This window comes from Sporosarcina psychrophila (assembly GCF_001590685.1).
Classification (GTDB): Bacteria; Bacillota; Bacilli; order Bacillales_A; family Planococcaceae; genus Sporosarcina; species Sporosarcina psychrophila.
This window is the reverse complement of sequence record NZ_CP014616.1, coordinates 4,483,294-4,495,398: the sequence shown is the minus strand read 5'-3', so window position 1 is coordinate 4,495,398 and position 12,105 is coordinate 4,483,294. Positions and strand designations below refer to the sequence as shown.

The following is a 12,105-nucleotide window of genomic DNA, read 5'->3' as shown; positions in this document are numbered from 1 at the left end:
AGTGCTTAGGGCGGGGAGGAAGAAGTTCTACATGAGCGAAATGGAGGAGATGAAGAGATGATTGGTAAATTTAATGTGAGGAAAGAAATATTTGAAGATACGCCAAATGAAACATTACACTTCGAGTTGACGTTGGACAGTAAGGAATATCAAGGTCATTATAAAGAGAATGAAGTGAGCTGGTTTCAAATGCAGCCTGATCAAGAAAATCATGAGATGAAGCTTGAAGATTTGGAAGTTGAAGTGAAAAAACGTATTAAAGAGTGGAAAGAAGATTAAATTAAATCAAGATTTGATTGAAAACTACCTAGTGACTGGGTAGTTTTTTTATATACCGTCAAGTGAGTTGTTTCGAGTGGCACTGATAAGCTTCTTTAGCATCATAACTATTTCGTTATTTCTGTTATATACAACGTATAACAGTCGTGGTATACTGAATTTACCATTAATAGTTAGAAAGGGTGTGAAGTTTATGTCTGAGCTCGCGAGTATTCCTTGGAATCTTCTTATGCCATTGATTGTACTTCAATTCATTTTGATGATTGTTGCACTCGTTGATGTTATTCGCCATAGACGGACGAACGGTCCATTTATCATGTGGATTTTCATCATTGTTCTTGGCAATTTGATTGGATCAATACTGTACTTTATCTTTGGGAGGCGGCAAGTATGACAAATTTACTTCAAGTGGATAATTTGACGAAGAAATATATCAATAATCATGTAGTGGATGCTGTCTCGTTCGAACTTGAAGAACATACAGCAACGGCTTTGATAGGGCCAAATGGAGCTGGAAAAACTACGACACTGTCTATGCTTGCAGGGTTAGTCTCGCCAACAAGCGGATCAATACAGTTCCAGGGTGCTGCAAAGCAGGATATCCGTTCGATTATCGGATTTCTTCCACAATATCCAAAGTTCTTTCCTTGGCTATCTGCACTTGAATTTACTGAAATGGCTGCACGACTAAGTGGGGTGGAAACAAAACAAGCAAGAATAGAAGCGAAAAAGACCTTGGAATTTGTAGGCCTAGGCGAAGCGATGAACAAAAAGACGGGCACTTTTTCCGGAGGAATGAAACAGCGTCTGGGGCTTGCGCAGGCAATTGTCCATAAACCAAAACTACTTTTACTCGATGAGCCGGTATCTGCACTTGATCCAGTTGGGCGCCGTCAAGTGATGGATTTGTTGAAAGACTTGCAAAGAAAAACGACGATTTTATATTCAACCCATATTTTAAATGACGCTGAAGAAATGACAGACCAGTTGCTGTTCTTACGGCATGGGAAACTTGTCGAACACGGTTCACTTGATGAAGTACGTGCGCGCTATGCGGAACCGCGAATCGTCATTGAATTCGAAGGGATGCAAGAGTTGCAGCGCTTTATGGAAGCAACTGCATGGCAAGTGACATCAAAAGGGTTGGTTGTTTCGATTGACGTTCGGTTGGAAGAAGCTGAAATGTCATCGGTCCTATCCATGTTAACCGCAGGCAAATTCTTAGTGAGAAAAGTGGAACTGCAGACGGCGAGCCTTGAAGATATCTTCATGAAAGTGGCGGTGGTCTAATGAATGGATTTAGTGTGTTATTGCAGAAAGAATGGCGTGAACATACACGGAATTTCAAAATGTTATGGATTCCTCTCGTCTTTATTATATTCGGTATTTTGGAGCCCGTAACGAATCATTTTTTGCCTGAAATTATGAGAAGTGTAGGTAATATGCCAGAAGAAGCTGAATTCTTATGGCCAGAGTTCAAAGGAGAGGATATCTTCCAGTCATTGCTGGGGCAATATCAAATGATCGGTATTCTCGTTATAATTCTTGCTTTCATGGGGACGATTTCAGGAGAGCGGAAAAATGGAACGGCCACATTACTATATGTTCGCCCAATGTCATTTCGAAATTACTTTTTAAGTAAGTGGCTGGTCGTTAATGGGATTGTACTTGGAAGCGTCTGGCTCGGCTTTATGGCTGCCTGGTATTATATTGAAATCCTTTTTAACCATGTAGATGCAGGGGCAATATTTGCTTTTGTTGCGACGTATAGTTTATGGCTCGTCTTCGTTGTCACTGTTGTTTTAGCGCTAAGCGCATGGCTTCCGACAGGTGGGGCGGCGGGCCTAGCGATTCTAATTACACTTGTCTACCAAATTATAGATTCGCTTATCGGTACCTATTGGACAGTATCACCATGGAAATTGTCGATGTATGCATCCTATTGGTTCGATTCGAACTCTGAACTGTCGGATTTATGGATGAGTTCGGGTCTGACAGTGATACTAATCGTCATCTTAATCGTATTCGGAGTATTTATGTCGAAACGGAATGCGGCAAAAACAACAGTGTAAATAACCCTTTGTGGTATAATTCGTATAAAGACGAATTATTCTGAAAGGGAGGGGTTCTAGATGACTACACGCAATTCAGATCGCTTCATATTCGCATTTAACCGTATTGAAAAATCTTTGGAAAAAATAAGTGGCTTAAGCAGCTATATGTCTTTCCAGCGATTGATTGATAAATCCAAGCATTTGAATGCGGTTATTCGGAAATTTGAGCGGGATTTGCGGGAATGTGGTGATTTACGCAATGCAATTGTCCATAATCGGACTGATATTCAATATGCAATTGCAGAACCACATGATGATATTGTGGAACTAATTGAATACATTGACCGAGAACTTTCGAAACCTGTTACAGTCGGTGATATGTTTTTACGAAAAGTCCATATATTACAAGCTACTGATACACTTGCCTCCGGATTGAAACTAATCCGGGAAAAAAAGTTCAATCAGATACCAATTTATCAGAGCAATAAATTCATTGGGCTTGTTACTGCGACAGGCATTACGTATTGGCTTGCAGATAATATGACAGATGAAATAATTTCCCGGGAAATGCCGACGCTTCTCGACATTTATTCCCATGAAAAACAAAAAAACACGTATCGATTTATAAGAATGGATCTTTCTGTTTATGAAGCGGAGGAATATTTTAAAAAGTCTGTTGCTGAAGGAAAACGTCTTGAGGCACTTCTCATTACGGAAAGTGGAAGACCGGAAGAGAAACTACTTGGAATTATTACACCGCTGGATCTGATGAAAATAGATTAAAAAGCAGTGCCCATTCACAATAAGTGAATGGACACTGCTTTTTTTTAGGGATTGAGGGAATTTACTTTGTTCGATATAGCGTTTTCTGTAATAGGCAGTTGTTTCTTTGTTGATGTTTTCATTTTAAGTTATTTTTGAATGGTGAAGAACCGATTTTTAATGCTTGTACTTGTATGGCATTCTCAGAACAGTTATCACGGGTTTATTATGATGGGATAAAAGTTGGAGGGGCAAGATACTATATATGTTGAACAAATGAATAGGGCATATGCGCTTTACAAGGGCTTTCGGGAAATATCTGAAAAGTTCTAATACTTGAAGCGAAATAGAACTCCTACCAATACCGCTTCGACGCTTTGTGGATGCCTCCCGCGATAAGCCAGAAAGGAAACCACTTTCGGTCTTATCGCTTCGGCTACCACGAAGTCGCGCCTACGCTGGATGGTCTGTGTGAGAAAGCGCATTTCATTAGCGGTGATGAAATCCGTAACCTAGAGTGCGGATTTCTTGACTATAATTATATATGTTGAATCCGGTATATATACTGAGCGAAGGCGCCTTAACAGGGGTAGCCAACCGAACAACGAAGAGTTCGGTTTGTATAATTTCTGCGTTCTTTGCAGAAATTATACAGTTAATGCCAAGAGGTTATTCCAGATAGGTTAAAGAATACCTCATCTGGCTTATGTGGGAGGCATCCACTAGCGCCGTAGCGGTTCAATGGAATGCTTTATTTCAATTTATATAGTGTCAAATAGCAATCACCTTATAATCTCAGCATATACATCTCAAAATTACATTTCTCTCGATAATGTACACCCTAGCGCAGGCGCGACAAAGGCATCCCCAAAGCGCCAAGCGTTCTACAATCCACACCGTGAATTAAAACTCTCTCCTTATTGAGCGCCACAGTAGATTCAATGGGATTCTTTAATTCAACATATATAGTGAAAAACCAGCTTTTTTATGTGTAATTCTACCAGGTTTTTTTGTTGAAATATGACGAAAAATGTATACACAATTTTCAATCTATTATGTATAATGGATATATAATATAACTAGTGGGGGAGATGAAGTGATAAGAAAAGGACGTTTTGCTGTATGGGGAAACAAAGAGTTTGAACTAATTTCCTATCAACGACAATACTACTTACAATCGGAAAATCCTTTAGACATGGAGAATGGGTTCGTAAGGAAAAATGGGGAAAAACAGATTTTCATTAAACCAGTTTCCATTAGGGAATTGGAGGATGCTTATGAAATCGTTCCGTATGCAATGATCGCAGGCTATCGATTTTCTTTAGAAGGATACAATGAAAAGACTGGTAAAGTTGCGCTTGTGACAAATAATTCTTTTGTCAAAGAGAAGGTCGACGTGCAAGCTTACGGGAAGTTTGAATATATAATTGAAGTTTCGTTAGACGAGATCCGATTAGAGGAAGATCGAATTCCGATACGTGGCTTTGAAGGTTTGCACACATAAAAAGGTAATCGTGTACGCTGAAATGACAGTGCACATGATTACCTATTATGGTTTTAACGGCTGAAGGATTACTGGTTTTGGGGAAAAGATAAGAAATTATACGTTTTTCAATTGAAGTAGTGTCTAGACTCTAGGGCTTTTCTTACCTGATAAAAATTGATCGAAAAAGAAGTACCTTACTTCATGTAACGGGAACAAAGGCACTGCTTTTTACGAATCAGTTTTTTGCGTTAGATAACGTACTTTTAGTGTGGATCTTCCAATGTTACTTTTTATTAGTAAACTTGTCTTTCAGTTCACCGAACTTATCTTGTGCTTGCCCTTTAAACTTGTCGACCTTATCGCTGTCCATTGCGGTACCGATTTTGTTTTTCACTTCGCCAAATTTGTCCTGCGCTTGCCCTTTAAATTTGTCAACCTTGTCATTGTCCATTGCGGTACCGATTTTGTTTTTCACTTCGCCAAATTTATCCTGTGCTTGCCCTTTAAACTTATCGACCTTGTCGTTATCCATTGCCGTATCGAATTTGTCTTTCACTTCGCCTTTTACTTTGTTTACAGCGCCTTTGAATTTGTCGGAAAAACTGTTGCTCATAATAAAACCCCCATTTGGTTAATTATACAACTATATACCTGACAACGAATATAGTAAACGTTATAGCAAGTTTAGTAAGAAGCATCATTTTATTAGCTATCGATTTTCGGACTACAGGTTTCGATAGGGGTCAAGTTATCTTCGAAGACAATCGCAAAGCTGACAAATGCTACGATGTGAAATGAATTTCATGATTCAAGTAAGAAATCGCTGATAAATGTGCATGATAGGAATGGCAAACTGTAAAAAGAATTAACTAAATGGAGGCGATGTTATGATCGAAAATTTTAATGTGCGGAAAGAAATATTTGAAGATACACAATACGAAACGTTACATTTCGAGTTGACGTTGGACGGAAAAGAATACCAAGGACATTATAAAGACGAGGAAGTGAACTGGTTTCAAATGCAGCCTGACCAGGAAAATCATTTAATGAAGCTTGAAGATCTGGAAGCTGAAGTGAAAAAACGTTTAAGAGAATGGGAAGAACAATGAACCGGAAGTTGTTCAGATACCGCCTATCACTAGGTGGTTTTCTTTAAAGATACAAAACTATAAGTTTTTCATCTGGAGCAGTGTCTAGACTCGAACGCATAGCCCCTGGTCCCACACGAAGTAGGCCAGCAAGTGTCGGGGCTACCAAGGGGCTTGCGCTTTTCTTATTAGTGCAAGACCTTGTAGTATTGGACTCATATGAAAGTATTCTGGGGGGCAGGAAAGATGACAGCGAAACGTAGAATTGGGATGTACGGTGGAAAATTTTTACCGGTACATTTAGGGCATGTGAATGCGATGGTGATGGCTTCAACAATCGTCGACGAATTACATTTCGTTGTTTCATATGATGAAGAATATGAGAAAGAAGTCTTTGAAGGGACAGGAATGAAACCAATTTCAGCGGTTCAACGACTTCGTTGGTGGAGCGAAATTACGGCTGATTTGGATCATGTATTTGTACATAGTGTTGAAGAAAAGCAAACAGGGAAATTTGAAGATTGGACGGCAGGCGCGAAAGCGATTAAAGCGTGTGTAGGGAAAGTAATCGATACGGTCTTCAGTTCTGAGAGTAGTTATAATGAATACTTTAATGAGTTGTATCCAGACGCTGAACATATCGTGCTTGATAATGATCGGGAGCTATTTGATATTTCGGCAACAAAGATCAGGGATGAAGGGCCTTACGTTCATTGGCATATGATTCCCCAAGAAGTTCGCCCCTATTTTGTGAAAAAGGTTGCTGTCATTGGGACGGAGAGTAGTGGGAAGTCAACGCTCGTTCGAAATCTAGCACGCGTGTATAATACGTCATATGTTGAGGAATACGGTCGTACATATTATGACAAATTCAAAGATTCCATGTCGATTACGCTAGAAAGTGATCACCATGAAATTGCGTTTGAGCATAAATATCATGAACGTATGCAAACACGGACGGCAAATAAAGTACTTTTTATCGACACTGAAGCGATTGTTACCCAGTATTATTCGGAGCTATATGTCGGGAAAAGGCTAGATATCCTAACTGAGGTGGCAAAGTTACAAGAGTACGATTTACATATTTATTTGGAGCCCGATGTGGCCTGGGTGAACGATGGTATACGTGTTCACGGAGATCAGTCCATTCGAGAAGAAAATAACCGTAAGTTAAAGAAAATGTTTGATGAAGCTGGCGTTGACTATGTCATTGTAAGTGGGGATTATGAAGAGCGATTTGAAAGATGTAAGGCATTGGTGAAAGCGATTATGAAGTAAATAGAAAGAGGCTGCCTGTGTCGGGGAGCCTTTTTCTCATTTCATAGGAAACTATAAGATCTCGTACTGTGGATAACCTCCAAAAGAAGCTAATTCAAGTCTAGACTCCAGCGCCTCTGACCAGGCGCTGGCACTTTTGGTCGGTTTTTCTAACACCTATTTCAAGCGATATAGCACATCATCATCTTCGGTAGGGTTCCCTCTACCATCGGTATTATTTGTTATGAAAAATAATGACTCGCCATCCGAGAACACATCACGGATGCGGCCATAGCCTTCTATTTTCTCAAGGAGTTTGCCAGCCAATGGGTCAATGACAAGAATCGCCTCGCCGCGGAGTGCAGCAACGTACAACAATCCCTTGTGAAAAGTAATGCCTGATGGCGCCCATGTATCACCAGTGCCAGAGGTGAGAAGTGGTGTTTCCATGCCTTCTCCTAATTCCGTTCCCTCGATGATTGGCCATCCATAATTGTTCCCGGCTTCAATTTTATTAATTTCATCATTCGCAGATTGACCGTGTTCTGATGCATATAATACTCCGCTTTCATCCCACGCGAGCCCTTGTGAATTTCGATGTCCAATGCTCACGATTTCGAATGTGTTGTCATCAGTTAACCGGATTATTTTCCCGTTGAATAAATCAGTGTCTTGTGCTGAATCAGGATTTGCCCCATCGCCAATAGTTGCATATAAAATGCCGTTCGGAGAGAGTGCAAGACGCCCACCATGATGGACTGGACCTGATACGATTCCGTCCAACAGTATGTCTTTTTCATGCCACGAAGTTCCGTCATAGTGTAATGTTACGATTCGATTTACAGGTGTGCCTTCTAAATCATATGTGTAGTAGGCATATGCTTCATGCGATTTCAGAAAATCCTTTTTTAACACGAAACCAAGCAAACCAGATTCAGCTACATTTGCTAATGGCTTCGCAAGAAAGACATCCTCGCGTAAAGTCTGACCGTTTCCCCATACCTTAACAACTGACCCTTCTTTCTCAGAGATGAAAAAATGTTCTCCATCGAAATCAATGGACCATGGTGCGATGAGATTTACTGTGACCTTTTCTGCGAGTTCAGGATTCGCATGGGGTGAAGGACGTGCTTGATCTGTGCACCAAGCTAGTATAAATAGAAAAAAGAAGAGGAGAAGGCGTTTCATCGGAAAACTCCTTTCGTATTTCGTTTTTTTCAGTATATCCCGTTATGCGTGTGAGTAAAAATTAAGTTGATCAAAAAAATCCATGTATTGTATAAAAAATGGATAGGACTGCCATGCTTTGTGCTAGGAATCATTATATAGACGACAGTCATACTGAGGAGGATAAAGGATGGCAGTGGAAAAAAAAGGCTTATCGAGACGAGACTTTCTGAAGACAACGGGAATTGCAACAGGGGCTCTCGTGGGAGGGGGGCTCATAGGGGGACTTGTCGGTTACAACGTCAACAAGGAAGGTCAAGTTGCCGGCACGGGTGACCATAAAGGAGCTGGCGGCGAACCGACAGCTGTTAGCAATCGGGGCTTAATGTACTTTACAAATATGGCTGAATTCAATGTATTGTCTCAAGCAGTTGAACGGATATTCCCTGAAGATGACCTAGGACCTGGAGCAATTGCACTTGGTGCTCCGTATTTCATCGACAATCAGCTTGCAGGCAATTATGGAAGCAATGTGAAGGAATATATGCAAGGACCGTTTTTTGCGGGTGAAGCGACTCAAGGCTACCAAAGTAAGTTGACACGTGCAGAAATCTTTAGACAAGGTATCGCAATAATGGATGAGCAAGCAAACAAGCGGTTCAAACAAGGGTTTGTCGACCTCGAGGGTGCGCAAATGGATGAAATCATTACTGCATTCCAAAAAAATGAAATTGATATGAAGGGCGTATCGTCAGAATTTTTCTTCAAGCTTCTTCGACAAGCAACATTAGAAGGTGTCTACGCGGATCCAATTTATAACGGCAACGTGAACATGGATGCTTGGCGTATGAAGGAATTTCCGGGCAATCAAATGACCTATATCGCCGAAATTGAAAATGAAAAATTTGTGAAGTACGAACCAGTATCACTTACGAGTATGGAACATTAAGGGGGGAAATAGCGTATGGCAACAACGTTGGAGAAAGTAGATGTTATTACAGTTGGTGTTGGATGGGCCGGTGGTATCATTGGCGCAGAGTGTGCAAAAGCTGGTTTGAAAGTACTTGGACTAGAGCGTGGTAAGGAAAGAAGTACAAAAGACTACTCATTAGTACATGATGAGTTTCGCTACGCGATTCGTTACGATTTAATGCAGGATCTCTCAAAGGAAACGATTACGTTTAGGAATTCCCGGAAGATGCGGGCGCTTCCTATGAGGCAGATGGGATCGTTTCTTCTTGCGGAAGGTCTCGGCGGTTCGGGGACGCATTGGAACGGGCATACTTGGCGATTTCTTCCGTATGATTTTGAGATTAAATCGATGACGGATAAGAAATATGGAAAAGATAAACTCTCAAGCGACTATCTGATTCAAGATTGGGGCGTTACATATGACGAGCTAGAGCCTTACTTCGATAAATTTGAAAAGACAGCCGGCATCTCTGGAGAGAATAAAAATCCATTTGCGGGGAAACGCTCCTCAGAGTTTCCGACGCCTCCTATGAAGCGGACACCGATTCTAAAAAAGTTTGAAAAGGCAGCAAGCAAACTTGGGTATAGTCCTTTCATGTTACCATCTGCAAATTTGTCCGAGTCGTATGAAAATCCAGATGGAGAATCAATCATGGCGTGTCAATATTGCGGTTTTTGCGAGCGGTTTGGCTGTGAATACGGTGCGAAAACATCTCCGGAGATTACTGTCATTCCGACTGCAAGAAAAACGGGGAACTACGATGTCCGTTTCTATGCAAATGTCGTCGAAGTGTTGAAGAAAGGCAATAAAGTGACTGGAGTTAGATATATCGATACGCAAACCGGTGAAGAATTCATCCAACCAGCCGAAGTCGTAGTACTTACAAGCTATATGATGAATAATGCGAAGCTTCTTATGGTATCGGGAATTGGAGAAATGTACGATCCGGATACTGGAAAAGGGACGCTTGGTAAAAACTATGCGTACCAGGTTTTGCCGGGTGCAACAGGCTTTTTTGATGAACAAATGAATGTCTTCATGGGTGCGGGGTCGCTTGGGATGTCAATTGATGATTTCAATGGTGACAATTTTGATCATGGGGATCTAGATTTCATTCACGGGGCAAGCCTATCCATAACACAGACGGGTGTAAGGCCGATTGCGACCAATCCTCTTCCGCCAGATACACCTGTGTGGGGTGAAGATTTCAAAAAATCATCGATTTATAATTACACGCGCACGCTAAATATTGGCGGGCAGGGTGCCTCACTTCCTCATAAGGAGAATTTCTTGTCACTTGACCCAAATTATAAGGATGCATATGGGGTCCCATTGCTTCAATTGACATACAATTTTACTGAACAAGATAAGAACTTGCACAAGTACTTAACTGAAAAGACGGCAGTCATAATGAAAGAGATGGGTGCGAAGACAGTGATGGCTGGAAATCCAATTACCAACTATGATATTGTGCCATACCAGACGACGCATAATACCGGCGGAACAATTATGGGAGCAAGCCCGGATAATAGTGTCGTCAATACTCAATTACAACACTGGGATGCAGAAAATCTATTTGTTCTTGGAGCTGGAAACTTCCCGCATAACGGCGGCTACAATCCTACGGGGACAGTTGGCGCGCTCGCTTATCGCGCAGCAGAAGGAATTGTTAAATACAGTAAAGCTGGTGGGTCACTTGTTTGAAAATGAAGGGAGACTTTGGCAATGAGTTTAGCGAGTATTGGCGTACCGGGTTTAATCATCATTCTTGTTATTGTTCTCATCTTGTTCGGGCCGAAAAAGTTACCCGAAGTGGGAGCCGCGGTAGGGAAAACACTTGCTGAATTTAAAAGGTCAGCGAAAGACATTATGGAGGATGAAGAACCAGTAGCCCCAAAGGAAATAAAGAAAACGGATCAACTATAAGCAGGTGAAAGTATGGATCCATACGGAGATCACAGTCGTAAAATTTTAAGTCCGCTTGATAAAGTCCAAGTCGAAAAGACGAAGATTGGTATACCCGTTAAACCGGAAATAGAATCTGACATTACTCGGGATGACAAGGTCGTAGAAAGCAATTTTGAAGCTGCTCCGTCTCTTGTTGACCATCTCACAGACCTAAGAAAACAGCTCGTCAAAAGTGCAGCTGTTTTCCTTTTTTTTCTAATCGCAGTGTTTTCAAGTATTAATTTATGGTTCCCGTATATTACCCGCGGCCATGAGCTAATCATTCTTGGACCACTCGAAGTTGTGAAGTTTTACATGTCGATTTCCACAGCACTTGCATTGGGTTTATCAATCCCTTTTCTCTGTCATTTTCTCTGGCAATTTGTTAAACCGGGACTTAACGAACGGGAAAGCCGGTTTCTAAGCATGTATTCGCCTGTAATGTTACTGCTTTTCCTTATAGGTGTATCATTTGGTTATTTTATCGTCAATCCGCTTAGCTATAAGTTTCTTGTCTCATTGGGAGCCGTGAATTTTAATGTAATGGTGTCGGCGCAAGAATACATCAGTTTCTTGCTAATGACGACTATGCCAATCGGGATATTATTCGAGTTACCAATTGTTGCGATGTTTTTGGCGGCAATCGGGTTACTTACAGCGGAATCAATGAAAAAAGTGCGTAAATGGTCGTATCTTGCCATCGCAATAATTTCGGCTTTGATTACACCGCCGGATTTTGTGAGCCAACTCATTGTACTGATTCCAATGGCGTTGCTTTACGAAGCGAGTATCTTTATTGTCCTGTATACGGAGCGTCGAAATGCTGTTGTAAACTAATGCTATATTCGACATTTTCACAACAAAAACGGCAACCTATTTAAGGGTTGCCGTTTTTGTGCAAAAGTTTTTTCGCTTAATCGTTTATAAAACAATTTTACGAATTACTTTGCGATTCGCTTTTCTTGGAAAGTGTACCTGTGAACGATTCAACCTGTTTCATCAGCTTGTTCCTAGCATCTTTATTTCTCATTAAATATGCTGCGCCAAGTCCAAGTGCTGTCACGGCCATCTTGTTCATCATATAATCACCCT

Annotated in this window: 15 protein-coding genes; 12 read left to right on the top strand and 3 right to left on the bottom strand. The window is 41.0% G+C overall.

What is annotated here, in order from left to right; translation table 11 throughout:
* Positions 1-57: 57 nt before the first annotated feature.
* From AZE41_RS21050 to AZE41_RS21025, 6 genes are all read left to right on the top strand, one after another.
* Entirely contained in the window at positions 58-279 is a 222-nt protein-coding gene (locus tag AZE41_RS21050; protein ID WP_067213637.1) for a hypothetical protein, read from the top strand.
* Between the two features lie 193 nt (positions 280-472).
* Complete coding sequence (locus AZE41_RS21045) at positions 473-673, top strand: PLDc N-terminal domain-containing protein (RefSeq protein WP_067213636.1); 201 nt, start codon at positions 473-475, stop codon at positions 671-673.
* Positions 670-1,569, top strand: a complete 900-nt coding sequence (locus AZE41_RS21040) for an ABC transporter ATP-binding protein (protein ID WP_067213635.1) — start codon at positions 670-672, stop codon at positions 1,567-1,569. The genes AZE41_RS21045 and AZE41_RS21040 overlap by 4 nt, the downstream gene beginning before the upstream one ends.
* A complete protein-coding gene (locus AZE41_RS21035) occupies positions 1,569-2,351 on the top strand; it encodes an ABC transporter permease (RefSeq protein ID WP_067213634.1) in 783 nt (260 codons plus the stop codon). The genes AZE41_RS21040 and AZE41_RS21035 overlap by 1 nt, the downstream gene beginning before the upstream one ends.
* A 60-nt stretch (positions 2,352-2,411) precedes the next feature.
* Positions 2,412-3,116 (top strand): CBS domain-containing protein, encoded by a 705-nt coding sequence (locus tag AZE41_RS21030; RefSeq protein ID WP_067213633.1) that lies wholly within the window; start codon positions 2,412-2,414, stop codon positions 3,114-3,116.
* Between the two features lie 1,075 nt (positions 3,117-4,191).
* Positions 4,192-4,599, top strand: a complete 408-nt coding sequence (locus AZE41_RS21025; protein ID WP_067213632.1) for a hypothetical protein — start codon at positions 4,192-4,194, stop codon at positions 4,597-4,599.
* Positions 4,600-4,864: 265 nt separating this feature from the next.
* Here AZE41_RS21025 and AZE41_RS23590 read toward each other — a convergent pair whose 3' ends face one another.
* Positions 4,865-5,194: a hypothetical protein gene (locus AZE41_RS23590; RefSeq protein WP_067213631.1), complete on the bottom strand. Its 330-nt coding sequence runs from the start codon at positions 5,192-5,194 to the stop codon at positions 4,865-4,867.
* Positions 5,195-5,468: 274 nt separating this feature from the next.
* On the opposite strand from AZE41_RS23590, the gene AZE41_RS21015 reads away from it, so the two are divergent.
* Complete coding sequence (locus tag AZE41_RS21015; RefSeq protein WP_067213630.1) at positions 5,469-5,690, top strand: hypothetical protein; 222 nt, start codon at positions 5,469-5,471, stop codon at positions 5,688-5,690.
* Positions 5,691-5,915: 225 nt separating this feature from the next.
* Positions 5,916-6,947, top strand: coding sequence for a multifunctional transcriptional regulator/nicotinamide-nucleotide adenylyltransferase/ribosylnicotinamide kinase NadR (gene nadR, locus AZE41_RS21010; protein WP_067213629.1), 1,032 nt, complete (start codon positions 5,916-5,918; stop codon positions 6,945-6,947).
* A gap of 156 nt (positions 6,948-7,103) precedes the next feature.
* Here the strand turns inward: nadR and AZE41_RS21005 are convergent, their stop codons facing one another.
* Entirely contained in the window at positions 7,104-8,114 is a 1,011-nt protein-coding gene (locus AZE41_RS21005; RefSeq protein WP_067213628.1) for a PQQ-dependent sugar dehydrogenase, read from the bottom strand.
* Between the two features lie 169 nt (positions 8,115-8,283).
* On the opposite strand from AZE41_RS21005, the gene AZE41_RS21000 reads away from it, so the two are divergent.
* The 4 genes from AZE41_RS21000 to tatC are packed head-to-tail and all read left to right on the top strand — an operon-like array spanning position 8,284 to position 11,850.
* The gene (locus tag AZE41_RS21000) at positions 8,284-9,042 is read left to right on the top strand and encodes a gluconate 2-dehydrogenase subunit 3 family protein (protein WP_067213627.1); all 759 of its coding nucleotides are present in this window, start codon (positions 8,284-8,286) and stop codon (positions 9,040-9,042) included.
* 15 nt (positions 9,043-9,057) lie between these two features.
* Positions 9,058-10,770: a GMC family oxidoreductase gene (locus AZE41_RS20995; RefSeq protein WP_067213626.1), complete on the top strand. Its 1,713-nt coding sequence runs from the start codon at positions 9,058-9,060 to the stop codon at positions 10,768-10,770.
* Positions 10,771-10,791: 21 nt separating this feature from the next.
* Complete coding sequence (gene tatA, locus AZE41_RS20990) at positions 10,792-10,992, top strand: twin-arginine translocase TatA/TatE family subunit (protein WP_067213625.1); 201 nt, start codon at positions 10,792-10,794, stop codon at positions 10,990-10,992.
* Positions 10,993-11,004: 12 nt separating this feature from the next.
* The gene (tatC, locus tag AZE41_RS20985; protein ID WP_067213624.1) at positions 11,005-11,850 is read left to right on the top strand and encodes a twin-arginine translocase subunit TatC; all 846 of its coding nucleotides are present in this window, start codon (positions 11,005-11,007) and stop codon (positions 11,848-11,850) included.
* A 97-nt stretch (positions 11,851-11,947) separates the two neighbouring features.
* Here the strand turns inward: tatC and AZE41_RS23110 are convergent, their stop codons facing one another.
* Positions 11,948-12,094 carry a hypothetical protein gene (locus tag AZE41_RS23110; protein ID WP_187046168.1) on the bottom strand — a complete coding sequence of 49 codons (147 nt, stop codon included), beginning with the start codon at positions 12,092-12,094 and terminating at the stop codon, positions 11,948-11,950.
* Positions 12,095-12,105 lie beyond the last annotated feature (11 nt).